The organism is Novipirellula herctigrandis (assembly GCA_007859835.1).
GTDB classification, from domain to species: Bacteria; Planctomycetota; Planctomycetia; order Pirellulales; family Pirellulaceae; genus Novipirellula_A; species Novipirellula_A herctigrandis.
Window position 1 is genome coordinate 2,443,077 of record SJPJ01000001.1, and the last position, 25,908, is coordinate 2,468,984.

Genomic DNA, 25,908 nt, shown 5'->3' on the forward strand with positions numbered 1-25,908 from the left:
GATCAGAACGGTGCCTCTTCCAATGCAGCGTTCGGAATTTCACCAAGTGTCTGCTTGGTAATGCGATCGTATTTCTGTCCAGTGATCGATTGCACTGTGATTCGTTCGGGTGAGGCCAATAGACCTGCATTGGCGATATCAAGTGCCTCCTCAGCATTATTGGGACACGGATCGAGGCAACGCTGAGACCACCAGACATTTGCCTTCGCTTTAGCGTAGCCTGTATGTTCAATACAAATGAATTCGCTTTGCCAATGATCCAGGCCGATCATGTAGTCGACACGCAAACAGCGAGGTGCGTCTTCGTCGGCGTCGCGTTTGCGATGGATGCGATAGATGATGTCTTGGACGTTGTATTCGATGTCGGTCACTTCACCCGACAACACGCCAGCCTCAGATGCCTCGGCATCATGGGCTTCTCGTTGTGAAGGCGGGAACGGATGACCGCACTCAGGACAGTTCGCGTATCCGCAGGCAACAAGGGCGTGACACTTTTCGCACTCTTTTGCTGGCGGCTCGCTGCCGGAGCGAAGTTGTTTTTCCTTCGGTTTGATCTGGTCGATCGGTCCGTGGCGTTCGATGTTGCCGCCGAAATCGAGGACGAGGCAATCCTGTTTGTCGGGATGCAAGCGAAAGCCGCGGCCGACGCATTGGTAAAGCAGCCCCGGCGACATGGTTGGTCGCAACATCACCACGCAATCGACTCGCGGTGCGTCAAAACCGGTCGTCAACACGCTAACGTTGCAAAGGAAACGCAGTGGCTCTTCCCCAAGTAGCGAGGTTGGAGCATCGCCGCGAAAGCGAGCCAGCAATTCGTCACGATCGGCGGCCGGTGTCTCGCCAGTGACAAAACCGCATTCAATGCCGTGGTTCTGCTGCAACACTTCGACGACACGGCGCCCGTGTGCGACGGACGACGCGAAGATCAACACGGCCCGCCTGTCTTGCGTCAATTCCACGATCTCGGCACACGCGGCCGACACGAGGGCGTCGTCATTTATCAGCGATTCGACTTCTCCGCTGACGAACTCGCCGGCGCGGATGTGCAGTCCGCCGAAATCGGCTCGGTGCACACCGGCTTTGGATATCCTCCGGCTGGAGGTCCGCTGGACGACTCCGGCCGGCAGAAACCGTGCTGCGAACGGGCGGTCGTTCACAGGGAAACACGGGCCAGCGGGATCAGCCCTGTCAATTTGAAACGGGGAGCGAATCTCTCAGCTGGAGTCACGGCGACTCATGACGTGAGTCTTTGGCACATTTGATGAGTCGTTTGGAGAAATTTAATCCATTGAAAAGGGCGCAGTAGTCGAATTCGTGCGAACCGGAAGACATGTCACCAGTTAATTTTGACGATACTTATGCACGTGAATCAGGCGTTTTTTCGCGGTTTGAGCAAGGTTTGCGAATTTCGGTTTGCCGATTCCGTCGACAAAATCGGAGCACCAAAGCTCGGTCTGTGCGTTGATGCGAAGGCGAGATAGCCTTCCTACTTCCATTGCCAAGTATCCGAGGCCTTCAGCTTGCAATCGATCTTCGGTTGCTTGGATTGCAACCAATGACGACTCGATTGGTCATCTCGCAAATAGGCGTCCCAGAATTTCAGACTGATCTTCTGGATTGCGGGGTGATGGTCGGGATCGCGACCGCGAGTGCGAAAGCCTTCCGAGTCACCGAAGGTGAAGTGATGACCGCCGTCAAAGACCAACTCGTACTTATCACCTTCGGGGAGAGCCTTATAAACTTCTCGCCGTAACTGGGGTGTCACACGATCGTTGATCGGACTGTCATCCTTGGTTCCGGTCATACACAACATCGGCGCACTTATGTGACCAAGGGCGCGTTGGGCAGACAATCCTTGCCCGGGTTGAGGGCTCATGGCAAAGAATGCGTCAATCCGCTCGTCGGCATAACTCTTGCCGAATAAAGATCGACGGCCGGCGACGGCGAGAGTCGTCACCGCGCCAAAACTGTGCCCGCTCATGCCGATGCGATCCAGATCGAGTTTGCCGCATAGTGGATGATCGGCTTCTTGATTCCACTTTTCCAACTGATCGATAACGAACGAGACATCTTGGATTCGGTCGGCTGCACTCTTTGCACTGGCCGCCTGCTTGACGGCCTTCATGCGATCGCGAAGTCGAGCCGACTGCCAGACTTCCTGATCGCTTCCGGCGTGTTGCATGAAGACGCAAACATATCCGGAGGCGGCCCATTGCTTGCCCAGGTAAGGATTGTTTGCTCGCGAGCCACCGAGCCCATGTGAAAACAGGACAACGGGACCAGCCGAAGCCTGCTCGGCAAGGTAAACCCGAACAGGGACCGCACGGTCGCGTTTTGCGTCCTGCGGTTCGAAGTCGAGATGTTTGACAGTTGCAGTGTCAACTGCGAACACTGGCCTTGTCAGACTCAGCAGAACGACGGCAAGTAATAACGACTTCAGAAACAGTGTCTTTCGATCCACGCGACTTCCCCTCATTGTCTTCAATTCCTCAGCCAACCAAGTACCAACAGCAACGATCTTTTCTCGGCTAATCTTACTCTATGAACGGTCTTCGGAGGTTGCCTCCGTTTCTTGGCATCCGTCTGAATTATTAGAAACCCTCATGCACAATTTCTTTTTCGTGCCCATCTTTCGCCAAGCCATAACCGTTTAGCGAGAAGTGGACGCGATTTACAAAACCGATTAAATTGATTTGCATGAACAAGTCAACCGTCGTCGCCTATTTGAAGAAGAACCAGGACTCTCGAGGCATCGAGCACTGGAAGAAACAAAACGAAAGCGAGCTTAAAAGCTACGGCATCGGGCTGACTATCCTCCGGAAGTTTGCAAAGACAATCGGACGCGATGCCAAGCTGGCTAAGTCATTGTGGAACTCAAACTATTATGAGATGAAAATAATCTCGATCCTCATCGACGATCCGAAAACGATGACCGTCGAACAGGCGGAGTCGCAGGTCGAGGAACTCGAAGGCGGATACCTAGTACATGTATTTTCCACCTGTGGGGCGCCCTTGGCAAAAACGCGATTCGTGGTCGAACTCGCCGACAACTGGATCAATAGCGAAGACTCCATTCGCTGTCGCTGCGGGTACGGACTACTCTACGAAATCTCGAAAAGTAAGAAGAAGAGCGTACCCGACGAAGCGTATTTTCTGGCGAATGTCGCGGACATCGACAAAAAACGCAATCACGTATCAACCCCGGTTCTGATGGCGATGGCTGCTGCGTTAATGGGCATTGGAATGCGGACAAAGAAACTCAACAGGGCGGCGTTAAAAGTCGCCAGAGCAATTGGACCGATCACGCATAGCGAATCGTGCGATCCGTTCGATGTGGTCAAACACCTCACCAGCGATCACGCGAAGCAGAAGCTCGGGCTGTGATTCGCGAAAGTCAGCGGAGCTTGCCCATCAGGGACAAAAAAGATTCAGTACTTTCGTTTTTGATTAGCAGAGAGTGTCATCTTGTAGAATTGACCAAGTTTCTTGTCTTGCTCTCGACGTTCATGAATCGACTGGGCGTTTCGTGCTTGCTCGGCATTTAGTTTCAAGTAGTTCCTGAGTCGTCGCGCATCGAGTTCACCGCTCTCGATCGCTGCAGCGATTGCGCAACCTAGTTCGCCTTGATGGCTGCAGTCGCGAAAATGACAGTCCTCTGCCAAAGAAACAACCTCATCGAAGACCTCAGCGACTCCTTCTTCGCAGTCGGCCAACTGGAGTTCACGCATGCCTGGGGTGTCAATCAAGACGCCCCCAGCGCTGAGGCAATGAATTGAACGGACCGTGGTTGTATGCCGGCCTTTGGAGTCGTCTTCACGAATGCCTTGCGTCGAAATAGGCCCAGCCCCCAGCGACATCGCCAGTGTCGATTTGCCGACTCCGGAGGATCCTACCAAGGCCACGGTTTGGCCACTGCGACACCAATAGGCCAGCGGTTCCATGTCGCCCGAGTCTCTCGCGTCAACGGTTTCCACGATCAAACCACTGATCAACTGCGATGCTTGTTGACGAAGTGAGTCGCGATCTTCGCACAGATCGGCTTTGCTGAGCACAACGATCGGGTTAACATGCGACTCGGAAGCCAGTGCCAAATACCGTTCGAGTCGAGACTGGTTGAAGTCGTGGTTGCAGGAACAAACGATGAACAGCGTATCGACGTTGGCGGCAATCAACTGAGTCTGCGATTTCACTCCTGCTGCCTTTCTCGAAATCAGCGACTCGCGCGGAAGCCTGCTCACCCCGCGTCTGGACTCATTGTCCAAGAGTAACCAATCGCCAACTGCCAACTCTCCGCAAACGTCCAATTGCTCGATGGGCAACGCAATCTCCTCGCTACCAGTCAGGCAGAGGATTCGCCTGCCGAAATGGGCACCAACGCGTACAGGAAAGGCGTTACGCTCTTGTTCTTCCGTCAAGTGCGCCGAAAAACATGTTTTCCAACCAATTTTACCGAGCTGTCGATAATCCATCGTTCATCCTATCTCAATATCCCTACTACCCGAACCGATCGACACTCAAAGCATCCAAATGGTTCGCAAGGATTGTGTCATTTCTCGTCGTTTGATGGGCACGACGAAGGAACAGACGACGTGCCATTCATCAATGAAGCGGGAACCGGTTGGCGAGGACTTCTAGTGTACTGCCAGCACTAAATTTTGTGCTATGGATTTCGCCAAAAATCCGTTACTCATAGCTTCGTAGGGACTTTTGGCGAAGTCCACTGATTCCCAACTCGCTACCATAAACCTGACCGCCCATTAGTTTCTGCTCTCCTTCACGCTGCTGATTTTGTCCTGCATTGACTGTTCTCGGTCCGTGCGAGTTCCAACCTTGATACTGGTGGTAATTCGTGGCGTCCCGATAGCATGAACACGTTGATGGCACTGCTTTCTTGCGGCAAACACGTTGTCCCAGTCACCCTCGATATTTGTGCCGTAAGCGTGGAGCTGATGCATTAATCCGGCTTCCTGCAATACCTTCTGGCATTCAGCGACGTACTTACTAACGGATACACCAACGCCCGACGGGACGACACACAAATCGACAATCACTTTCATCTCCGATAAGCCTCTCTTTTACCACTAGGTAACTGTTTCTAGGGTCAAGTATCAACTTCCATGCCAAGAAATGTATGTTCACAAGTGATTCCAAGACGGATCTTCCTTTGTTTCCTCCTTAAGGGAGCAGGCTGGCAGCAACGCCGATTAGAACAGAACGGTGCCGTTTGGGTTTTGTTTCTTTTTGAAACGGGCGCAGTAGTCGAGCTGAAACAGGCTCTCGAAGAAGTATGGAAGTTTCCAAGCTGACATCGAGAGTTCCGCTCTTCCCGCTATTTATTTCGGTGAGTTTGCTCGTCGGCTGGTTTATCCCTGGGTTCTATGCATGGACAGACTCCGACCAGAGCCGCCCGTCGCCGCTGCTGTGGAAGGTACCGCTTTGGTCGGCGATCGCTTAATGCCAGATCATCAGAACTCCCACGCTGGATCGAGGCTTGGGAAGTAACACATTGAATTGCCTTTGAACGCGAATCTTAAGTGCTCTGCCAGTTCGACGTGATGCTCGGCAATGCGTTTGATGTCGCGGCTGACTGCTTGCCGGACATTCTTGCGTGACTTGGATCCGTCGGTGAGTACGCGGGCTTTGCCGTCCTTGCCTGTGTCTTTCTGGAGTTGCGAGAGAATGGCGTACTGTTCGGTTTGCAGCGTTTCGAGCGTACCTGCATCGTGGTTGCGTTCAGCTTCTGCGATGCGAACACCGAGGTCCACTAGCCGAAGTTTGTAGTCGTGGCGAGCTTCTTCATCGAAAGCCTCGCCCGTGCCACTGGTCGACGATCGGGCAGCAATTCCAGTCCGAGCGTTCTCTAGTTCAACAGGGCTGAGTATTTTGCCCGGACGCGACAAGAACTCAGCGAGATACCACATGCCAACGGCATCCGATAGCGAGAACCGTGTCTTCTGGAAACAGGTTTCCCAGTGATCGCCATTCATGCGAAATGAGTTTGGAGGAGAGTCTTCGCCAAGTCCCAATCGAAAACGCAGCTCTTCCATCGCGGCAGTGCTCACCACGATCGTTCCATTTTCGTCGAAGAACATCTCGTCCCCAGCGACGATCGTGACCGCGAATGTTCGCTCGACGGAGCCAAGGTCAACGCGAGTTCCGGCGAGCGACGGAACCAACATCACGGTCTTTCCTGCTATCTTCATCGCTGCTTCCGTGAGTGAGCGGTGATCCGTACACGTTCCGAAATGCAAGGTCACAGAAGCCAACTGCGGTGAAAGTCGTCCCAATTGCTGGACACGCCCATTGGGAACAAAGGACAAACTCTCGGCACGCCCACCAAGAAGCGGCATGAGGGATTTCCCGAGTTTTGCGACGCTCAACGTCCATATTGTCAGATCGCTCCTTTGAACATCGAACACCTCACCTTGTAGGCGATTGATGCCGACGAAGGATCCATCAGAATGCTCGACGACTTCGCACGCGGTGACACCGTCGCTGGCCAGCGTCCATGCAGCCAGGTCGGGTGTCGCGGAAAGGAACTGGTGGCACAGTTCCCAATGTTCACCCAGCTCGGCCTGCCACACTCGCCGAGGTGCTCGCAGACTTGGGATCCGAGAGAGCGTTTGCCAAAGTCGAAGTCGGTGCGGGGTCACGAGCAGGCAGTCCGGTTGTCTTGATTCCGTGATGGTTCATCCAAGCCTCGATTAGCTCGACGCCGACTTGTCGTGAGTACGTGATGATGTTGCCCGAGTGAATGGTTCCTTCTCGTCAACGACTTTGTGGCGGCGCGATGTTGTCACCGCGATCGTCTTGCGAACCGTGATCATGCAACCGGCTCCTCACATTCTTCGACGAGTGCGGTGATCGCCGTCGGGTGGTACGAGATAGCCATAGAACCGACGTCAGGTTCGTAGACAACTCTCGCAACCAGCAGTTCGACAAGATGAACTCGTTCCTTTGCCGTCAGTGAAGCCCAAACCACTTTGAAGTCCGACATCGCGATGTCGATGTCGAGCCGTGAGAGTTGGCGAGCGGCCACCTGCTTCAGTTTGTCCATTGCAACAGCAAGATCGGCTTCCGCCTTGGTGATCCGCACCTTCAAATCCTCGACACGCACATCGTTCAGATTCTCGAAAACTTCGTGCTTCAATATCCGTCGAACCTCCTCCGTGTCGCGGGTGATCTGAGCTTTCAACTGCGCCAAGTGCGTTTCGATCTCGGATTGTTCTCCGTCAAGCAATGCCTTCGATCCTTTGTACACAGCGTCGCGCAAGCCTTGGTCGTCAACAACTACTCGGAGCTCATCAACGACTGCGGCTTCGATCATCGCTGCTGATACGGAACCCATCGCCGCTCGACGAAGCTGCCTGGCGGCGGAATACGAGGATCCCAGTTCGGTGGCATTCTGGTTCGCACCACGTCGCCACCGACTTTCGGTTTCGGCGGTGTGATTCGGATCAATGACTCATCGGCGATCGGTCCAGCCCGGAGCAGTGCTCGTTCGCTCAGTCCGCCTTCTTCATTCGCTTGAATTCGCCAAGCGATACGTCGGACGATGAAGTTGCGATTTCGGGAACGACATTTTTCTTGATGCACGACCTCGAACTTCGCCACCAATTGGTCAATCGTCAGGTCGGCCAGCTCGGCAATTTCAAATGCTGCACTGTTTCTATTGTTAGGATTGGGACTCATCAGCTACCTCCGGTGTGCTCGGACGTTGGGATGTGTCTTGAGTGCTTTCTACTGCCTTCTTGTCTAGCGTTCGTCGAATCGCCCGCGCCAAAATGGTCGCGATCTCCTCGCGTTGTTGTTCGCTCAATTGGATCACCGTTACTGTTTGAAAGTTCATCGCGGATTGTCTTGCCCGTTGCAGAACAGTCGCCGCGAGACACAGTGATCACTGACGGCGGAGAGATCTCAAGTCCCGTTTCCTCAATCTCGCGAGAACTTTCCAAAGTCTCTGGAATTTCGCCGCGTTTGACCCGAATCGTCACCATCTCCAGCAATTTCGCCACTTTCCGCACCTGAACGGCAGGCTGGATATAGTCCAACGCCATATAACCCTTCCTCCTAAAATCGATCCCTAGCGAACCGAACAAAACGGCGATCGCCCTCAGGGTTATGTAGGAGAGAACTCGGTAGGGTTAACCAGATTCTCGCGACGCAAGTTGCGATGTCTCAAAACATCTAGCGGAAAACGTGTCTCGCATATTCGCGAACTCGGGCATCCTTGTCTCTCTGCAGCTTTCGCATGGCAGCGTGGTAGGGCTTGGCTGCGGCCTTCCAGTACGAGAGAGATAACAGCGTAAGGCGGCGAACGTTAGCGACTTTGTCGTGAAGTCGCTCAGCGAGTTTGGGTAACGCCTTTTCGCCAACGGCTTTCCCAAGACCTCGCTCGCCCAATACACAAACTGCGTGTTGGCGTACAACGGTGTGTCGTGAATCTAGCCCACGAATGGCTTCACCAACGTCAGATGGCCTAATTTGGATAAAGCAGGAGCCCGGCTTCAATTCACGATTGACTAGGCGAGTTATCTTCGCAGTTTTCATCTCAAGCAATCGCTCCACAGGTCGATAGTCGAGCGTGATCGGGACTAAACCATCATTCGCATGATGCTGCAGCCCAGCGAGAATTCCCGTCGCTGCCACCTCCACTTTTTTCGGGTCGCTAAGTTGTCTGAATAGGTAGTCGTTATCGCCCAGCAGCGATAGCGAGCGAGCGCTGTGATCTGACGCACTCCCCTGGATTTTCATCGCCTTGCGGAGTTCTTTGATGACTTGCTTAGTGCCGATCCCCAGATCGCCAAGCAGCGACGCGGCACACCACCCGTTTTCCGGATCACTCAGAGTTCGGCAGAGTGGCTCAATAGCATCCGCCCCCATCTCCAGAATCTGCTTCTCGAAGGAATACGGGTCCTTGAAGTAGTCTTCAATGGCAACTGCGATGACAGCGTTTTCGGCTTCGTCGACGAAGCTGAAGTGTTTCTTCCATAGCTTTTTGGAAATACACCTACGGACAAGTTCCACATCACCGTCCTCGTCGCCGAAGTAAACAATAAGGTCGTCGGTCGTTTGAGGATGACCAGCAAACGTGCGATACAACGCCTTGGTCACACGCACCATCATCGTGATGAATCGCTTCTCCGTTCGATACCAATGCTCTTGCGTACTTTTGTTCGCTTCGTCAAAAACTTCGGCCTCAAGCCGTTTCAAATTCGGGCTACTAGGCAGGATGTTCTGCCAGACCCAGTCCGCCTCGCTCCACTTGCAGTCTTCATCCTTCGCAAGTTTCTCGACGCTATTGACTCCTAGCCATGGAAACGCAATTGCTCCATCTAGCTCACGGTAGCATTCATGAAACGCGAACGCATAGGCATGGTGTTTTGGATTGCGCTTCATCCATCGCTGGATTCCCTTTTCGGACTCAGCAACGAATGTTTCCTCTAGTTGTTTCCAGTCCAAGATTCTGCTCCACAAGTCCAAGCGGTGAGTGATCTTTCCGATCCACGTTTCATCTACTCAAAAACATACGTCGCCGTCATTCTCACTTTACGATCAGGGTCCTCCTTCAGAGCCCACATCTGATCACGGTAAGGTTTCGCTGCGGACTTCCAGCCCTTTAATGACAGCAGAGCTAATCGCCGAATATTCGCGTTGTCGTCTTGCAGTTGCTTTGCCAACTCGGGGAGTAATCGCTTGCCAGCCTTGCTTCCTAACCCACGACAAGCCATCAACATAACGGCGTGCTGGCGGATTGCCAAATGTTCCGACGTCAAGCCGCGAAGAACCTCGTCAATATCCGCGACTTGGATGTCATCAAAGGAACTGCCAGGTTTGATCTCGTCGACAATCATCACTTTGACCTCTTCGCTGCCGTCGTTGAGAAACCTCTCAACCAAGCGATAGTCCAGCCGATGGTGTTCAAATTGTTTCAAGCCTCGGGTAATTGCCCGGACTATATGGGGACACGCATCGGGATCGTCGATCAAGGTAATCAGGAATTCCTTGTCACCTAGATCGAAAAGAGCGTTCGCGCAAGCTCCCGCAACCCTCGGTTTTTCTTGGATTGAAGACCTTAGCACGGTGATGACTTTCGGGTTGCCGTGACCAAGTTGTCCCAATAGGCCTGCGGCGAAGTGGCCGTGCTGTTCATCCAAATACGCAATTAGCGGATCAATCGCTGAATCACCAAGCTGAAGAATCTCCTCCTTATAGTTCCACGGCGCTTCGAGATAACGTTGCATTAACTCAGTGGTCGAACTTGGTGGGGCGATCGCAGGCTTGGGATCCAAGTCAGCAAAGTACTTGTCAAACAACCGCTTGGGAACGCATCGCTTCAGCGTGTCGAAGTCACTCACCTCCTCGCTTAGATAGACGACAATCTCTTTGGTGGTTTGTGCGTTTGATGCGAATTCTTTTCGCAACGCCTTCGAAATGCGAACCATGACCGAGAGGAAGCGTTTCTCAGTAGCGAGCCACTGCTTTTGACTTCCGCGATTCGCCTCGTCATTGAGCTCCGTTTCCAAATCGTCGACAGACGTTGCATCAACAGCATCAATATTCGGCCAACGCCAATCAGTCGGATTCCACTGCAGTTCGACATCTTCGGTTCCCTGCAATTCCTGGAGAGCCTCAAGGCTGTTGACGGCCAACCACGGCAGGCGAATTACCTCATCGATTTCACGGTAACCTTCGTGAAAAGCCAACGCATAGACGTGTTGGTTTGGATGGTCCGCCAACCATTGACGAAACGCCAATTCCCATGCGTCAAACAGCCGCCGTTCAAATTGTTTCCAATCCAAGTTTGTCTCTCGCACTGTTTTTGAGAATGGTTGTAGGGGAACAATTCACAGGAAGTATCAAAATCCGTTTTCAACGACGATCTCATCCAGCGTCAGTTGTCCCGGTTTCGGCCAAGCTTCTTTGGTGGCTTTGCCGATGGCGACCATGGGGCCCATGACGTGGTCGTCGGGGAGGTTGATCAGCTTGGCGACTTCTTCGATGTCGAAGCCGATCATGGGGCAGGATTGGTAGCCCATGCCCTGGGCGGCCAACATCAGAGTTTGCATCGCCATGCCGATCGAGCGTTGGGCTTCATCTCGCTGCAGCCACTCGCGGCCTTCGTGGAATGGTCCCATCCAGTTGACCAACATTTCGGCGACTTCCTTCGGTGCGTTCACAAAGTAACGCGACGGTTCTTTCTGCCACGCTTTCATGTCGGCGGTGAACAAGACCAACAGCGACGCATCTGTCATCTGGGCTTGGTCGTTGCCGAAGTCCTTGCGGATCTTCGCTCGCAGGTCGGGATCGCGCAGGATCACGAACCGCCAGTGCTGGATGTTGAAGCTGGTCGGAGCCTGGATAGTGGTTTCGAGCAGTTCTTTTTCCTCGGCGGCCGTCATTTTGTGGTCGGCGTCGAAGTGCTTGATGGCTCGGCGGTTGAAGATCGCGTCTTTGACTTGCATATCGGATGTCTCGGAAGTGAGTTGGAGGTTTGGGAAATCCAAGAAAATGGTTTTCTATCGGACGTCTCCGTCTAGGACGATTCTAGGAACGTTGACCACTTTCTCGGGATGGCACTCAGATACTTCATAACCTGGAGGTCAAATAGTACAGAGACACCAGAGACCTTTGCCCGAGATCGGCCCAGAGACCGTTTCGCCGGCAGCCGGATAGTACTTTGCCAGAGACACTCGAAGAGATCTCTCGCCGGCCAGCGATGACGTAAGTCCTTGCCCAGACTGCGGTAAAGCACGAAAAAAGCCGACGTCGGTCATGAAGACCAACGTCGGCTGATTCGATAACCCGGCGGTCGGATTAAACCAACATGCCGAATTGAAGTTGAGCAAACCGAACCTCGCTCAAACCGCTCGGGAGAGCCCGGCCTATTCCGTGCGATTTGCATAAGTGCTTGGCCGATAACATGTTGTGGTGATGGCGGACGATTTGCCGAACATGCGAATCAAATAAGCCGGTTTCTATCTGCGAGTCGAGACTCGACGAGACTCCAAGGTGTGGGTCTATGATGCAATTGGTTCATTCGTCACGCAAAAGATGCGAAAGCATGCGTTGAGGATTTTCTAAGAACGATTTAGTGACGCGGTAGTGTTCTGTGTCGACGTAGGCGATCGGTTGGATGCCCGATTCTCCAAACGAATAAATTCGAGAGTTCGGGTAGCTCATGATGATTGGTGAGTGTGTCGCGATGATCAACTGCGACTCCTGGCCGACAATGCTATCGAGCAAGATCAAGAATTCCAATTGCCGCTGTGGTGAAAGCGCGGCCTCCGGCTCATCGAGAAAGTACAAACCTTGGCCGAAGCGGTTTTCCACCAGCGTCATGAACGCTTCGCCGTGCGATTGCTCGTGCAGTGACTTGTCGCCATAGCTGTTGCCGACGCCGAGGTTTTCTATTTCAGTCGCGACGTTAAAGAGGCTCTCGGCACGCACAAACCAAGCGTCGGGCACCAAGGCGTGATATCGCCGCAGCTTCAACGCCTTATGCAGTTCAGAATGGCTTTCGCGAGTCGCAAACATCATGTTGCGGCTGCCACCTTCGGCGTTCAGTCCGTTGGCAATCGCGATCGCTTCGAGCATCGTCGATTTGCCGGAACCGTTCTCACCAACAAAGAACGTAACCTTCGGATGCAGCTCAAGCTTCGTGAACGTTTTGAGCGACGGCAGGTTGAACGCGTAATGAAATGGGTCGTAGATACGACTGCGATCCAGAATCACCGACTCTATGAACGGCCCCGGTGTGACACCTCGTTTCAATGTTCTCATTCCGAGCCCTCAAATCCTAACTGAACCAATTCTGTTAAAATCATAACCGTATTCATTCCGAAACTCTTGCACCCCTAGTTCTGATATGGCATGGCGACTCGAGCGACTTGTTAAAGCCGACGAACTTAGCCACTCCGTGGCTCAACTTGGCGATGCGTTGCACGAACGCGAACGAGAGGATGACGCATGAGAGAGCATCCGGATCGAATTTCAATCGACGATTGCCGCCATGGTTGGCTGTACCGTGTCTATTCTCGCAACCTGAATCTTGGCGTCTATCGCGAGGAAGAACGCGGCTTCGTGGGAATTCGGCACAAGATGGGCAGACGGTATCTATTTACCGAATTTCACTGGGACATCGGCCCGCCGTACGGCACCGCCAATCCGCTAGAAGCAATCTGCGAATGCTCAGTCGAGCGACTCGATGAATATTTCCGTCGCGATTCGGGGCCAGGCATCGATTCAAACACAGAACTGTTCGATTGGGTTGACGAGCAAGGCAAGCAGTTGGGCATCTCGCCTGAAAGTTGCTAACGTTTGTACTTTGGCGCTTGAATTAGCGAACCATGCTCGGTTGGTTCCGGTCAATCTTCTGACAACCAATCTGAACACGAATGCGACATGAAACGATGACCGCTGTAACCTGGATTCTTGAATCGGACGTGTTCCCAAATTCTCACGGGGAATTGCGAAAAGCTATTTCTGAGGCCGGCCACCGGATTGTCGACTCGAAAGATGACTGGTGGCTGCACGAGCCGCCGGAATTTGATCCTGAAACTCCCATTGTCTTTCATGGGTCGCTTGGCAATGCCGCCGTAATCGAGATGAAAGCGATTTGGTTTCCGGGATCGTTTTGTCCCGTCAACGAGTTTTGTTGCACAGCTTGGTATCCGCAGGCAAACTCATGGTTGATCCATCGGCGGTGGCGTTGCTTGCCGGCAAATGAACTTGTCGCCAATGCTGCGGTAGTCGCAGCCGAGATCGGATGCACGGATCGGGTATTTGTTCGTCCCGACTCTCCGCTGAAACCGTTCAGCGGTCGAGTATTGCAGATTGATTCGATCTCTCTCAAGACTCTCGATCACGGTTACTACTACGAAGACGAAACTCTCCCGGTGATTGTCGCGCCGATCGTCGATGTGGGCCGCGAGTGGCGGTTTGTCGTAGTCGACGGTCGCGTTGTTGCCGGGAGCGGCTACGACGCGAACACGAGAAGTGCGGCCAACAGAGGTAGCCACGTTGGCCCGCGTGCTCTCGCAGACGAGATCGCGTCATCGCTTGAGGCTCCCTCGCCGGTGTGCGTTTTGGATATCTGCCAAGTCGGTAACGAGTATTGTCTGATGGAACTTAATCCATTTGGCGGAGCGGACTTGTATGATTGCGACGCGGACGCGATCGTTGCGGCTGTGTCAGACTACGCGATCAAAGAACACAAGTCATGATAACAATAGACGGCGATCCCTCTCACGCCAATCTAACTTATTGCGCGAACCATGGGTAAATGTAGCGAATCTATTCTTGCGAAACCGAATTGACAAACGGGGATGAAGCTTATGCCACTTGAATCGACCATCTATCTTGACGAATCCGGCAACGACGGACCGAATTACATCAGCGCACAAGATCCGTTCTATGTACTCGGCGGTTGGATCGTTCCCGATCGGAAAATCGTTGATGCCACTGTATTAATGGAGAGATTCCGTCAAGCGCACTCATCACAGACATTCGACCTAAAGTTCAAGATGTTTCGGCGAAGGCCGTACCTGCTTTGCGAACTGATGACAAAGCTGGGCGAAATCGGGTTAGTGCCAATGTTCGTGTTGGCTGAGAAGCGATATTGCATTGCCGGGAAAATTGTCGAGACGTTTCTCGATCCGTACTACAGTTCAAAATTGCGTGGACACTTCGGAGTCGATCTGGAGGCGAAAAGGGAGATTGCAAACACGCTATATGAGCGGCTTCCGACGTCGGTTCTGAACGAATTTGCTGCTTCCTACCGAGAACCTAGTCAGACCGGTTTTGAGTCGGTGCTCAGCCGGGTTGTTGCGAGTTGTCGTGAACACGTAAATGCTGAGGTGGCGGAATTAATGCTCGGCAGTGAAGACCGGCTAGGCGATATCGCCGCGGCAGAGCTCCACGCCGTCGATGCCTTTGGAAAGGGATCGGCAACAATCAATGCGCCGTGCCTGATCTCGATGGCGATGTTGATCGAGCAACTAGGTCGAAAGCACGATATTTCTCCTCAACGCATCGTTCACGACGAGCAGGGGCCGTACCAAACGGACTTTGCTCGCATTTTTCAATCCTTTTTGTCTGCACCCGAGGAGCACCGCTTCCAGTTGGAAGGTATGGATGTACCTTTCGGAGCGATTCGTAACATCAACACATTGGAATTTCAGAAGTCGGAGCAACAACCACTGGTGCAGGCCGCCGACCTGCTGGCAGGAAGCATCGCGCACGTTGCGAAGAAGTTGGTTGGAGAGGAGAGTCTTCACGTACAGGAGTCGGAACTTGCCATGTTCGCGTTTTTGCCGATGTACGTCCCTCAGCTTCGATTGGCAAATCCTGTTTGCTCCGAGCGGATGCTGAAACGTATCGGTGGAGCGATACGAGAAAAGATGGGAATATCTGAAACCGATGAGTCGAGCAACTCACATGCCGAGCAGACGAGATGGACTTCGACACTTCCGCCTGGCGATATGATCCCTCTCTTGCCTGCAAGAGGATCCGCAGCGAAACCAAAGGGGCATCCTGATCATCGCATCAAGATTGACCTACCGTTTTACAGTATTGCGAACGAGGATCGCGAGCTTGTTCTGTTGTTACCGCCAGATGTCAGCATGGCTCAAACTCAGCGAGACCAGCGGATGTATTTGCTTTGGACGGACAAGGCTCTCGCGGAGGGATTTCTGTCGGATCAGGACTGGGTCGGTCATTCAGTCGTCGAGTTTGGTCCGCCCGAATTGGACGAATTCATTGAGTTGTTGCGACAGGGCTCTCAATGGACGGATTGGGTTTACTTTCAGTTTCCACAGCCGCATGGCCACATGCCGATCAAGAGGCTTGCTGATGACTTGGAGAGAGTTTGGCAACGATCGAAACGATTGTTTCAGACGGGCCTTGCGTCGGAGGTCTACAGGCAACATGAGTTCGATGGTGAAATGGTCTATTCAGCCCTAATGGGGACCGGCGATTACGTCGCAATCCGAATCTCAGATGGTCTACGTGGCTCGGGTGACACGCGAGAGGAAGCGCTGGGCGATCTCCAGAAAACAATTGGAGACGCTTCTTCAGTAGGCCAATGAGTGGTTTCTCGGATTGCGAAGTCGATCCGTGAGCGATTTCCAGCTGCATATTTAGTCGACTCCACAACGAAGTACGGCAATCATAAAAGTGAGGCACTTATCCGCCTTCTTCCTGTCTTTCTAGATAAGTTGATAGTCTTTCGCTGGTTGCTATCTGGTTTCTGGGAATGCTGAACTCCTCCCAGCGATCGGTTGGCGTTGTACAGTAAATCAGTCCGGTCTTCCCGCTGACGGCGAGACGCCGCATCGTATCGTCGTTAAAGTCCCTCTTGTCAAGCTTGACGAAGTAGATCAGCCCTCCCAGCATCATTCGATAAATATTCACACCCGCCTGTCTGTCCTGCTTGGGTGCCCCATATACGCATACGGCATCGTCGTTGCAAAATCGAATGGGACGAAAAAGAATCGCGTCAAGTCCGCACGGAACAGACTCTTCGGAATCGAAAACGAATTGCTCCAAGACTGCCTGGTAGCGGCCAAGATCAATTTTCCCATTTGATCGGTGAGTTAGTGAGTACTTGTACAAAATGCCGGCTGCGAAGCGGAGGATCGTGTCCACATTGGCACCATCTACCACTTTTGTCGCAAACGGCTTGTCGGAACCATGCTTGCGTATTGCGTTGGAAACCTGCAACGCGTAATTCTCATAAGTTCCGAGCACGCCGTCGCAATTTTCGCAAAGTATCTCAGGATCCCATATTCCTGACTGGGTAGTTCGGTAAACACCGGTCGGTTTTACGACGGCGTGTGATTTCCCTGTTTGCACCTGCGTTGCGAATGCTCTTGGGATCAGATGTGCCTTGATGGTCTTCGGATGGGAACAGTGGAGGCAGGCCATGATTTCACTCGGATTAGGATGTCTCTCACGTGTTTGCGGGAGGATAGCTATGACATTGTCGGCATCGCCTATGCTATGCCCGCATCAGATCTGATCGCACCCCGCGAATTGCAACTTTCGTTGCTTTATCGCCTCAAGCAGTTTCTTGATCGCCTCGCTTCAGACGATAACCTCAGAAGCAGCATCGTCGTGCCCGACGGCACACGACAGGTGTTCTGCAACGGGCACGCGAACGTTGATCAACTTTCGGCGATGCAGGATGAAGTCGATGATCTGATTGAGGCTGTTGCCAAGGACTTGAATCGTTCGTTTGAAAAACTCGCCGAGGCTCGCATCAGTTTTCGTCCCCAAACTCCAATCGCTGCCCCGCACTTTCGCCCGCTTCGTACTCCAAGCTCGTTTTAGGCTGCCGGTTCGCTACTTTTCTGCGAAGGGCTAACCTGCTTCGCGAACTTTGTTGCTCGAGTCGTGTCTTTGTGAATTTGGCATGCCAATCGAGAATATGGAGAGCAACATTGGGCGCTTCGCGAGGCGACTTTGTGCAGTATCCGCGGACGACTCACTTGTTTGGCTCCCGTGGTACGAGCGACGACAAACATCTGGGCGAGCGGGAATCGCCTTCGTTCCTCGCCGATGATTCGGTTTTGTTTTAGAATCGTCCGCATCGGTGGTTCGACGTAGATCAACTCCAACTCGGCGATCGGGCCGCCAGTGATCCAGAAAGCGTGATTCACAAACTCGCCGGCAAAGTCGAACCACCGACATGGTTGGAAGGACATCGGATAACGATGGTCAGCGACAATGGTTAGAATGCTGTTTCTGTGTTCTCCGAAATCACGTGCGAATTGCAATGTCTGAGATTTACATCGGTCCGATTGCTCTCGAAGCCCTTGTCAGTTTCGACACTCGGGCTGAAGACTCGGCTTGCCCATACACATTTCTTGCATTCCCAACGCAGCTTGTAGGCGAACACGGAATCCCGACAAATCCTGATGCGGAAGCGTACATCGCTGCGGTCCAAAGCGAAGGCGTCCCGGTTGGAATCTGGACGCGATCCCCAGTGGAAGGGACTGCCTACGCGGCCGTGGATCAAGAACAGATTTCAAGTCTGCATCAAGCGATCAAACGTCTGACTGGACGTGGCCAGTTCACTAGTGAATTTGCGGCAGAGTTGTGCGACCGCCTCTTTCAGAGCGAGCGTTCTAAATGAATGTTTCAGGACTGGAGTGCGTCGAAGCGGCGATTGCTGAAGAAGGCTACTTGATGAAGTTGATTGCTAACGAAGCGGCAGCCCACTTCTTTCTTTACACGACCGAACATCGGGACATCCGAAATCCAGGATTGAACTACGAAGACGATTCGGCGGGGAACGCATTGGCGGCGATGGTCAAACCTGGCGCTATCGAGTTCCGTCATCACCGAGCTTTTTCGGACCAGCGTGTGCGAGAGATCGCCGCCCGTATTGTCGCTGATCCGGTTGGCGAGTTTGCTTCAGGTTTTGCAATCTATTACCAAGGAAGGATCCTCGTCCCGAGTTCATCTTGATCGGCGGCTGAATCAAGCTTCGCGACGATGTCGGTGATCGTGATCGTTCGGTCCGAGGGTGATTTACGGAGCGTGTCCGCAAGAATGCGGAGAAGTGCGTCGGGGACTGCTTCGCTTGTCGGGACTTCTGGATCGTGACCCGATAGCGTTTCCGCCAATGCTTCTTCAAAACGAAGACCGGGGTTCGGTGGTGTTCGGAACAGCAGCCAGTGGATCAAACCGCCGATGGCATAGATGTCTGTCTTGATGCTGATTGAGCCGAAAGCTGGGGCGATTTGCTCCGGGGCGGCATAGCCCAGGGTTCCGCCAAGGACTTGCGACGATGAATCCGCTGATGCTTGTGAGAAACCAAAGTCGGTGATCGTGATTCGGTCGTCTGCATCGACGAGGACGTTGCTTGGTGTGAGATCGCCGTGGACCAGGCTGGCTTGATGGACGGCCCCGATGGCTTCGCAGATCTGCCGGAGCCAGTTGATGATCTGCTTCGGCGCGACGTTGGTGACGTCTTGCAATGAGCGTCCGTCAATCCACTCGCTGATGACGTACGGACCGCCGTGGGGCGATTCGCCGTAACCGAGGTAACGAATCACACCGGGATGATTGATTTGGGATGCCATGTTGATCTCTCGCAGGAACGACTCGCGAGCACCCTCATTTTTCCAGAACGCTTTGCGGAGAAACTTTACAGCGACGACGGTGCGGTCGTCGGACTGCATGCTAGCGCGGTAGACCTTTCCGAAGCCACCGCTGCCAATCAGTTTGCCGAGCACGAACTCGTTGTAGTTCACTCGCGGCAATGTTGGCGGGCTGTCCGCCACCTGTGCGGTTTTTCCGACGTTGGCGGGACTCGGGTCCAGTAGTTCTCGAACGCGTGACAGCCGGCGACGAACGGTGCGTTCGTCGATTCCCAGCGACTCGGCTAGTTCCCGCTGCGTCTGTCCGGCCAGCAGGCCCTCAACAATCACAAGCAGAACGTCCGGTAGCTCTGCCTTTAACGTCGTGAGAAAAGCGTCTGCCTCATCGTTGGCATCGGGCTCATCGTCGCTGACAACTTGAGGTTCGACACTATTGAGCGAGCGTTGGACCTGGTCGCCGCCGCGTTTGATCGCAGATTGACGCTCAATCGAACGAGCCATCTTTCGGCGAGCAAATGTAGCGAGGAGACGCCACAACGAAACACTGCCGCTGACTTGAATGCGACTGTGCCGGGCCGCGTCAAAGAAGCTGCCCATCGCCGACTGAACAACTTCGCTCGGATCAATCGAGGCCTGGTAGCGACGGTTCAGGCGACTGGCGACCAAAGCCACCAAGCGGATGGCGTAGCGGTCAAACAGGACTTCGGCAGCCCGCTCGTCGCCTGATTTCCACTCTCGCAGCAACCAGCCGTCCGGCCGATCCGTAATCGACTGGGCAATTTCAGATTCTTTTTCTTGGCTGGTGTCCGGTTTCAAACTCGCTTTCTCACTTCCTTTGTGGCAGAGGCATCCTGCCTGTGATGGAAATACCGACAGGCTGGAAGCCTATCCCAATTTAGGAGACACGAGAATGACAATGGTGGTTACCCAACCCTGCATCGGGTGCAAAGACAAAGCGTGCTTGCCGGTTTGCCCGGTCGAATGTTTTCACGAAGACGACGCAATGGTTTACATCGACCCCGATGAATGCATCGACTGCGGAGCCTGCGTGCCTGAATGCCCGACCGAAGCGATCTTCTACGAAGACGACGTTCCGGACCAATGGAAAAGCTTCATTGAATTGAATGCCACGAAGTCAGCGGAATGTCCGTCGGCTCATGAGTGATACTACCGCAGCAACCGCCGCATGGCCGCGGCCACGCCGAGGGTGACTTCGGTCATGCGGGGGTAGTCGAGTGTTTCGGGTGTGTCGGTGGCTTGGTGGTAGTTTGGATTGCGGAGGAAGCTGGTGTCGGTCAGCATCAGGGCTGGATAGCCTTGGTCCCAGAACGAGCTGTTGTCGCTGAGGCGGATTTCGTTGATCTTCTCGGGCAGGCAGATTGAGAACAGTGGCATCCGCCGAGTGCCGCGTTTGAAACCTCGTCGGAATTGCCAGCACAGTTTCCATGACGGCATGTTGCCGACGGCGGCGAGAAAGTTTCCTCGCTGGGGAAAGAAGCGGTGCAGAACCTTCGGGATGCCTGGCGGAATGGCTTGGGAACCTTGGTGAAGGCTGTAGTAGCCGACCATTTCCAAGCACAACATGCCGATGATGTTGTCGCCGCGCTGGCGTGACTGGCGGGCGTGGTGTTGGCTGCCCATTGAATCCATGAAGTACGGAGGCTCCTCGCATGCGAACGTGACGTAGCACGCGGTGCGCCGGCCGGTGTGTTCGCGAAGTAGCCGGCTGACTTCCAGCAGGACGGCCACGGCGGACGCGTTGTCGTCGGCTCCTGGTGTGGTCCAGACGGTGTCGTAGTGGGCACCAAGCAACACGATTTCGTCGGGGCGTTTCGATCCAGGTTGCTCGACGATCAGGTTCGTGGCTTTATCGCCGAGAGCGTCATAGCACTCGCGATCGTTCGTGTGCCCCATCTTGGCCCATTGGCCTTCGATGTAACCGATGGTGGCTTGAATCGTTTTCGGCTTTTGCAACGTGCGCGGACCGATCAAACCCGCAAGTCGATCGACATGCAGACGTAGGTTGGCTTCGATTTGATCGCGGTTGGGATTCATGAGTATGGCGGAGCAAGTCGGCGGAAGCCGTGGAAGAGGACAATGAACAGAAACAACACGTTGCGAATCAAGACGGCGAGTGGATTGACGGTGGGTGGCTTGGCTGGACGCTTCTCATGAATTGTGTCGGCCAGTGTTTTGCCAAGTGATCGCATCCAGGCAACGCTGCGTGGGTATTCCCAAATGCCGCCGATCCATGCCTGCGGGACTTCGTCTTCACCGACGCCGGCACCGACGATCCCGCCCACGATTGCTGCGGTCGTGTCGGCGTCGCCTCCGCACTGGATAATCTCTGTGACCGCTTGCCGGAAATCCTTTGGGTGAGACAACCAGGCGTGAATGGCGACGGGGACCGTGTGGTAGGTGTAACCGCTGACGCCTTGCGATAACGCCAACGAATCTGCAAACGCCTTGGTGGACTCTCCGGCCGCCACGCTGTCGACGGATCGACGCAGCAGCTCGGTCAGTTCGGACCCGTCATCGCCCACGGTATCGACAACATCAGACAGCCACAGGTTCGCATTCACCGAATCTTTGTCACGAGAATGTCGAGCGGCGAGTGCCACCGCGATCGCGCCGTATTCCGCTTTGGGATCGGTGTGCGTCAAACGCGATGAAGATCGCACGAACTGAAGCATCTTGGGAAGGTCGTCGAACGCCGCGCCAAAGATCGCCGCTCGCATCGCCGGACCATTGCCTGCGGAGAAGACGCCGGCGTTGTTGGGCTTGGCTCCCAACCAGAGTTTGATGCCTGCTCGAGCGGTCGCTTTACCGACTCCCGCGGGCAATGCCACGATCCACCATCGCAGCCGACTCGCGAAACGTCGTGCGAAAAGATCCACATCGCCGTTCGCTTCGATCAATGATTGAGCCACCATGCAGGTGTGTTCTGTATCGTCGGAAATCATGCCGCGTCGGAAGACAAAACGGTAGCGATCCGGCGGCCCCAGCAATCGCGGTGCTCGCTTGGACGAAACGCCTTCATACGGCAACCCCAGAGCATCGCCGACGGCGGTTCCCAGGATGCATCCGATAATTGCGTCGTCGTTCATCCGATTTGCTCCAGAGTCAATCGCTGCGCCTTGTTCAATTCGACACCGGGACGAACCGCTTGGATCATCGCGATGGCATCCCCAGCCGTTTGCGCCTCACCGGACGCAATCAACACGGCCGCGGTGACCAGGCCCGTTCTACCATGACCTTGGGCGCAATGAATCAGCACCGGCTTTGGCATTTTGATGACTTCGTCCGCCAGTTCACGAATCTCTGCGGATGTCGACGCGGTTCCATCGAGCATCGGGTAGCACATGTACGACTGAAGATCCCAACCATCGTTCGGTTCTGTGAACTCGCAAGTCAGATCAACGACCGAGGCAATGTTCTTCGGCATCTCATGCCCCAGCAACCGACGCGACAAGACGATATCGTCATTCAGGACGCTGATTTTCGGTTCTCGCGACAGCAACCGGACCACATGCCACACTGCCGACACGTACAGAACGTAGGGCAGCACCAACAGCGTCCCAAGTCGCGAACGACGCCCGTCAAAACGCTTGCCGAATACGCCGGGTGCGGAGAAACAATACGCGGCAGCCACCACGCCAAACGAGAACGCCGGGTAAAAGAGCAGCCACGCCCACGGTCCGCCACGAACGGCCGCGACTCCAATAGCGATCGCCAGCAACAAGAATAGGAAACCGTACTTCATTCGTCCGCGGCTCCTGGTTTGAAACGATCACGCAAAATGATGATTCGATCGTGCAGCGTTTGCATCTCAAATTGGACAATGACGTCGCGACGTTGCTTAGCAAGATCTCCAATGGTTAGGGACTCGTTGTCTGGTTCATCATAAGGATTGTCGGCTTCCCAATTGTGAACGATCGCATGAACCCCGACATCTCGAGATTCAAGCAACGCCGTTCGACACTCTGTTGTCATTTCTTGATCTGACGTTTCAGCTAAAACACAAGCCAATTCGTCGTGACACCACGGAAGATCGATGATTGCAAGCACGGCGGCCATTTCGATCCGGTTGTTCGGAATCACAGATCGAAGAGAGCGTCGAATCAAGTTTATCGCGCACGGTAGCTTCATCTCCATTGCAAACATCGCCGCTTCACTCAGCTCGTTTCTATTGAGCCGCAAAAACTCTTTCTCCAAGTCGCCTTTTGGGTGAAGCCGGATCAGCAACTTCAAGGCAGTGTTCCAAATATAGGGTGAGGGGAGCTCGCCATTCGGGTCAACTCGATTGACGATCTCTCTCAACTGTGTGCTCCATCGATTGGAAAGCGATTTGCGTTCGACAATATCAATCGCAGCCGACAAGACTCCCGATGGTGGCCATTTCAATGCATGCCCCAAACAAGCCTCCAGGTTGGGTGCATTCAAATCAGCAAGCAGTGTCAAAGCATCGGAGGAGCATTGCTCGGCGAGGAAACGCTGCTGAAGATCGTCGCACTTCTCCCGAAGGCACGCATCAGCCCGATCCGCCAAATCTGCTCTAGCCTCAGACAGCCGCGCCCAATCAGACATCGCAGCCGCAGCCAAAGTTTGAGTCCCAGCTTGGTGCCACCGCCACTCAATCTGGTCGAGCAGATCACACAGCTCTTCCCAAGGGATCGCTAGTCGAAATGACGCTCCATACTCTCCAGCTTCCAAGATTCCTCGCTCAAACAACTCATCGATACCGACGTTAACCGAGCGTGCGGACGGATAGAGTTCGCAAATCCGTTTCTCGACGAATGTTGGACGTTGCAACGACTCGAGATACTTCACAAAGAAGTATCGACCGATCCAATCGGCGGTCTCATCATGGAAATCGACGTCGATGTCCTCGCCGGTCACGCGATGGGTCATGCAGCAACCGCGCCCATGAAATCGATACTCCCAGTCGGTGTCGCCTGGCACGAGTCCGACGCGTGGCCTGTCTGGATGCCCCATCGCACCTGCCCTGGCGATTACCTCTGGATCGCCATCGAGTCGCGCTCGCATGTTCTCAAGAAGGAACTGCTGACGTCCGCGGTGTCGAATCAAACACAGTACGAGCCAGCCATCCCACGGTGACAACCCAATCGGTGACTCAATTAACGTTTGTAGATGTAGATCGTCTCGCCCGCCGCCATTCAGCACGACGTTCAAACGATGCTTTAGAATTTGGTATAAGTTCGAGTGCACGGGCGGGATACATTTTCTTTTCATGGGAGGCGTTATCGCCAAAGCATCTTGCAACCATGATACGCTGAATGGGATCACGTCGCTGGCGTTCATCTATTCTTTTTGGGCAGGAGTGCAGTATGAGATCCCCACGCATCTTCACGGTGAATCGAAGTCTCGCCAAGCAACTCGCCCGCGGCGTTCACGTCGGTGGCCAATTTGCGTTCGTTGACTTGAATGCGATCGATCAAGATAAGGTCGAGTTTGCAAGCGATCTTCATCCTGCGTTCTCTGGCGTTGGTGCAAACGCCGACAAAGGGCAAACTCGATTGACGATTCCCATTCCTCACCGGGAAAAGCTCGGAGAGACTAGAGAGTGCCGAGAGTTCCGGACCAGAGGGCGTCCAAGGTCGCCCCACCACGCCCCACGGAGACTCTCTAAACCGAGAGCCAGAGAACCCGGCGAGACACCCCCAAACAGCGTTTGACACGGCAAAAAAGGCCGTAGAAACCCAAAAAAAGCCGGCGATCGTGCATTGCACAATCGCCGGCCAATTCGTTTACCCGACAGTCAACCGAAGTTCGTCGAGAAATCTAGAGTTGAAATTTGGGCTGACGCATGCCCGATTGGGAGGTAAAGAAGCTCTATTTATTGACCAAGAAACCACCGCTGGCATTGCCTTTTGTGTGCCTTCTCTCACCGCAGCAGGCCGGTTTCTTGTCTGTTGATCTATGTTTCAAGCGATTAAATACCACAAGTGACCGTTGGGTTATCTGTTTCTTCGTGAACAGTGACTCTCTGATTCAGTCGACCGCGAGTTTTTCTAATAACTTGAAGGTCAGGTAGAGTCGCATGGGGTAGCCGGGGAGTTCGGCGAAATCGAAGTGCTGATAGAACGCTTTGGAAGGGGCGTCGACGCAGTCGAGAATGACGGCGATGAACGCGAAGGTTTCGGCTGCGTCGTAGCAATCCTTTAAAGCAGTGGCGAGCAAACGCTTGCCGATGCCTCGCCCTTGAAACGATTGGTCGATGCCGAGCCACGCTAATACTGCGACGGGCAACTGCCGATTGGGAAGCGACTTGGCAATTTCGACTGGTAGGTCAGAGAAGTCGACTTGGGATGTTGCCAGCGTGTAGTAGCCGACGATGTGGCTTTCGGAGTCGAGCAAAACCTTGGTCGAACTCAGGTGCTTTTTTTGACTCTGAAACGCCGTTTTCTTCAGCCACGCATCGACTTCGTCCTGGCCGGATTGGAACCGTGTCCGGTTGTGCGACTTAGCGAGTAACTCGACTCGCCAGCCGTCAGGATAGCGAACGCCGCTCACGCATCGCCCCGCATGATCGCTCCGAGTCCTTTCTGCCCCTTGGTCAATTTGGGCGGCTTGGCGAGCGCGTTCCAAAAATCCAGTTGTTCCGTTGGCGTCATCGCAATCGTGTGTGACTGGGCCGCTGCCAATTCACGTTCGGCCTGACCCATGACAACACTGCGAACGTAATCACTCACGCTCACTCGCCGCAGTTCGGCGGCAGCGCTGAGCAAAGCCTTCGATTCTTCATCGAGCCGCACCATCAATGAACTATTCTTTTGCATCG

General features: G+C 54.0%; 30 protein-coding genes. 8 read left to right on the plus strand and 22 right to left on the minus strand.

Features of this window, described 5'->3' with window-relative positions; all coding sequences use genetic code 11:
* Positions 1-2: 2 nt before the first annotated feature.
* Positions 3-1,073 carry a DEAD/DEAH box helicase gene (locus tag CA13_RS08930; RefSeq protein ID WP_419194109.1) on the minus strand — a complete coding sequence of 357 codons (1,071 nt, stop codon included), beginning with the start codon at positions 1,071-1,073 and terminating at the stop codon, positions 3-5.
* 413 nt (positions 1,074-1,486) lie between these two features.
* Positions 1,487-2,461 (minus strand): alpha/beta hydrolase family protein, encoded by a 975-nt coding sequence (locus CA13_RS08935; RefSeq protein WP_419194110.1) that lies wholly within the window; start codon positions 2,459-2,461, stop codon positions 1,487-1,489.
* 236 nt (positions 2,462-2,697) lie between these two features.
* On the opposite strand from CA13_RS08935, the gene CA13_RS08940 reads away from it, so the two are divergent.
* Complete coding sequence (locus CA13_RS08940) at positions 2,698-3,384, plus strand: DNA alkylation repair protein (RefSeq protein WP_146395642.1); 687 nt, start codon at positions 2,698-2,700, stop codon at positions 3,382-3,384.
* A 44-nt stretch (positions 3,385-3,428) separates the two neighbouring features.
* Here the strand turns inward: CA13_RS08940 and rsgA are convergent, their stop codons facing one another.
* The 10 genes from rsgA to CA13_RS08990 all read right to left on the minus strand — a co-directional run bounded on the left by rsgA (position 3,429) and on the right by CA13_RS08990 (position 12,783).
* The gene (rsgA, locus tag CA13_RS08945; protein ID WP_146395644.1) at positions 3,429-4,469 is read right to left on the minus strand and encodes a ribosome small subunit-dependent GTPase A; all 1,041 of its coding nucleotides are present in this window, start codon (positions 4,467-4,469) and stop codon (positions 3,429-3,431) included.
* A 288-nt stretch (positions 4,470-4,757) separates the two neighbouring features.
* The gene (locus CA13_RS08950; RefSeq protein WP_146395646.1) at positions 4,758-5,057 is read right to left on the minus strand and encodes an MTH1187 family thiamine-binding protein; all 300 of its coding nucleotides are present in this window, start codon (positions 5,055-5,057) and stop codon (positions 4,758-4,760) included.
* 408 nt (positions 5,058-5,465) lie between these two features.
* Complete coding sequence (locus CA13_RS08955) at positions 5,466-6,653, minus strand: hypothetical protein (protein WP_146395648.1); 1,188 nt, start codon at positions 6,651-6,653, stop codon at positions 5,466-5,468.
* Positions 6,654-6,823: 170 nt separating this feature from the next.
* Positions 6,824-7,348: a hypothetical protein gene (locus tag CA13_RS08960; RefSeq protein ID WP_146395650.1), complete on the minus strand. Its 525-nt coding sequence runs from the start codon at positions 7,346-7,348 to the stop codon at positions 6,824-6,826.
* On the minus strand, positions 7,324-7,692 hold the full coding sequence (locus CA13_RS08965; protein WP_419194111.1) for a DUF2924 domain-containing protein: 369 nt from the start codon (positions 7,690-7,692) through the stop codon (positions 7,324-7,326). Before CA13_RS08965 ends, CA13_RS08960 begins: the two co-directional genes overlap by 25 nt.
* Entirely contained in the window at positions 7,692-8,057 is a 366-nt protein-coding gene (locus tag CA13_RS08970) for a hypothetical protein (protein ID WP_146395652.1), read from the minus strand. Before CA13_RS08970 ends, CA13_RS08965 begins: the two co-directional genes overlap by 1 nt.
* 130 nt (positions 8,058-8,187) lie before the next feature.
* Positions 8,188-9,462 (minus strand): DUF4303 domain-containing protein, encoded by a 1,275-nt coding sequence (locus CA13_RS08975; protein ID WP_146395654.1) that lies wholly within the window; start codon positions 9,460-9,462, stop codon positions 8,188-8,190.
* 53 nt (positions 9,463-9,515) lie between these two features.
* The gene (locus tag CA13_RS08980) at positions 9,516-10,802 is read right to left on the minus strand and encodes a DUF4303 domain-containing protein (RefSeq protein ID WP_419194112.1); all 1,287 of its coding nucleotides are present in this window, start codon (positions 10,800-10,802) and stop codon (positions 9,516-9,518) included.
* Positions 10,803-10,859: 57 nt separating this feature from the next.
* Complete coding sequence (locus CA13_RS08985; RefSeq protein ID WP_146395658.1) at positions 10,860-11,465, minus strand: nitroreductase family protein; 606 nt, start codon at positions 11,463-11,465, stop codon at positions 10,860-10,862.
* Positions 11,466-12,036: 571 nt separating this feature from the next.
* Positions 12,037-12,783, minus strand: coding sequence for an AAA family ATPase (locus tag CA13_RS08990; RefSeq protein ID WP_146395660.1), 747 nt, complete (start codon positions 12,781-12,783; stop codon positions 12,037-12,039).
* 186 nt (positions 12,784-12,969) lie between these two features.
* Here CA13_RS08990 and CA13_RS08995 point away from each other — a divergent pair, with 186 nt between their 5' ends.
* From CA13_RS08995 to CA13_RS09005, 3 genes are all read left to right on the plus strand, one after another.
* A complete protein-coding gene (locus tag CA13_RS08995) occupies positions 12,970-13,317 on the plus strand; it encodes a hypothetical protein (protein WP_146395662.1) in 348 nt (115 codons plus the stop codon).
* 95 nt (positions 13,318-13,412) lie between these two features.
* Positions 13,413-14,225: an ATP-grasp domain-containing protein gene (locus CA13_RS09000; RefSeq protein WP_146395664.1), complete on the plus strand. Its 813-nt coding sequence runs from the start codon at positions 13,413-13,415 to the stop codon at positions 14,223-14,225.
* 102 nt (positions 14,226-14,327) lie between these two features.
* The gene (locus tag CA13_RS09005) at positions 14,328-16,088 is read left to right on the plus strand and encodes a DUF3800 domain-containing protein (RefSeq protein ID WP_146395666.1); all 1,761 of its coding nucleotides are present in this window, start codon (positions 14,328-14,330) and stop codon (positions 16,086-16,088) included.
* A 97-nt stretch (positions 16,089-16,185) separates the two neighbouring features.
* On the opposite strand, the gene CA13_RS09010 is transcribed toward CA13_RS09005, so the two are convergent.
* Complete coding sequence (locus CA13_RS09010) at positions 16,186-16,926, minus strand: hypothetical protein (RefSeq protein WP_146395667.1); 741 nt, start codon at positions 16,924-16,926, stop codon at positions 16,186-16,188.
* An 18-nt stretch (positions 16,927-16,944) separates the two neighbouring features.
* On the opposite strand from CA13_RS09010, the gene CA13_RS09015 reads away from it, so the two are divergent.
* On the plus strand, positions 16,945-17,331 hold the full coding sequence (locus tag CA13_RS09015; RefSeq protein WP_146395669.1) for a hypothetical protein: 387 nt from the start codon (positions 16,945-16,947) through the stop codon (positions 17,329-17,331).
* Here CA13_RS09015 and CA13_RS34945 read toward each other — a convergent pair.
* Positions 17,328-17,705 (minus strand): hypothetical protein, encoded by a 378-nt coding sequence (locus tag CA13_RS34945; RefSeq protein WP_419194113.1) that lies wholly within the window; start codon positions 17,703-17,705, stop codon positions 17,328-17,330. The two genes, CA13_RS09015 and CA13_RS34945, sit on opposite strands and share 4 nt — an antisense overlap.
* Positions 17,706-17,776: 71 nt before the next feature.
* On the opposite strand from CA13_RS34945, the gene CA13_RS09025 reads away from it, so the two are divergent.
* Positions 17,777-18,136: a hypothetical protein gene (locus CA13_RS09025; RefSeq protein ID WP_146395671.1), complete on the plus strand. Its 360-nt coding sequence runs from the start codon at positions 17,777-17,779 to the stop codon at positions 18,134-18,136.
* Positions 18,133-18,471 carry a hypothetical protein gene (locus tag CA13_RS09030; RefSeq protein WP_146395673.1) on the plus strand — a complete coding sequence of 113 codons (339 nt, stop codon included), beginning with the start codon at positions 18,133-18,135 and terminating at the stop codon, positions 18,469-18,471. The genes CA13_RS09025 and CA13_RS09030 overlap by 4 nt, the downstream gene beginning before the upstream one ends.
* On the opposite strand, the gene CA13_RS09035 is transcribed toward CA13_RS09030, so the two are convergent.
* On the minus strand, positions 18,435-19,922 hold the full coding sequence (locus CA13_RS09035) for a protein kinase domain-containing protein (RefSeq protein ID WP_146395675.1): 1,488 nt from the start codon (positions 19,920-19,922) through the stop codon (positions 18,435-18,437). The two genes, CA13_RS09030 and CA13_RS09035, sit on opposite strands and share 37 nt — an antisense overlap.
* 94 nt (positions 19,923-20,016) lie before the next feature.
* Here CA13_RS09035 and CA13_RS09040 point away from each other — a divergent pair, with 94 nt between their 5' ends.
* Positions 20,017-20,271 carry an indolepyruvate ferredoxin oxidoreductase subunit alpha gene (locus CA13_RS09040; RefSeq protein WP_146395677.1) on the plus strand — a complete coding sequence of 85 codons (255 nt, stop codon included), beginning with the start codon at positions 20,017-20,019 and terminating at the stop codon, positions 20,269-20,271.
* A gap of 2 nt (positions 20,272-20,273) precedes the next feature.
* Here CA13_RS09040 and CA13_RS09045 read toward each other — a convergent pair whose 3' ends face one another.
* From CA13_RS09045 to CA13_RS09075, 7 genes are all read right to left on the minus strand, one after another.
* The gene (locus tag CA13_RS09045; protein ID WP_146395679.1) at positions 20,274-21,161 is read right to left on the minus strand and encodes a M28 family peptidase; all 888 of its coding nucleotides are present in this window, start codon (positions 21,159-21,161) and stop codon (positions 20,274-20,276) included.
* Positions 21,158-22,213 carry an ADP-ribosylglycohydrolase family protein gene (locus CA13_RS09050; protein WP_146395681.1) on the minus strand — a complete coding sequence of 352 codons (1,056 nt, stop codon included), beginning with the start codon at positions 22,211-22,213 and terminating at the stop codon, positions 21,158-21,160. Before CA13_RS09050 ends, CA13_RS09045 begins: the two co-directional genes overlap by 4 nt.
* Entirely contained in the window at positions 22,210-22,869 is a 660-nt protein-coding gene (locus tag CA13_RS09055; protein WP_146395682.1) for a phosphatase domain-containing putative toxin, read from the minus strand. Before CA13_RS09055 ends, CA13_RS09050 begins: the two co-directional genes overlap by 4 nt.
* Complete coding sequence (locus CA13_RS09060) at positions 22,866-24,359, minus strand: DUF6896 domain-containing protein (RefSeq protein ID WP_419194114.1); 1,494 nt, start codon at positions 24,357-24,359, stop codon at positions 22,866-22,868. Before CA13_RS09060 ends, CA13_RS09055 begins: the two co-directional genes overlap by 4 nt.
* 65 nt (positions 24,360-24,424) lie before the next feature.
* Positions 24,425-24,595, minus strand: coding sequence for a hypothetical protein (locus tag CA13_RS34950; RefSeq protein WP_419194115.1), 171 nt, complete (start codon positions 24,593-24,595; stop codon positions 24,425-24,427).
* Positions 24,596-25,118: 523 nt separating this feature from the next.
* Positions 25,119-25,640 carry a GNAT family N-acetyltransferase gene (locus CA13_RS09070; RefSeq protein WP_146395686.1) on the minus strand — a complete coding sequence of 174 codons (522 nt, stop codon included), beginning with the start codon at positions 25,638-25,640 and terminating at the stop codon, positions 25,119-25,121.
* Positions 25,637-25,906, minus strand: coding sequence for a type II toxin -antitoxin system TacA 1-like antitoxin (locus CA13_RS09075; protein WP_146395688.1), 270 nt, complete (start codon positions 25,904-25,906; stop codon positions 25,637-25,639). The genes CA13_RS09070 and CA13_RS09075 overlap by 4 nt, the downstream gene beginning before the upstream one ends.
* Positions 25,907-25,908 lie beyond the last annotated feature (2 nt).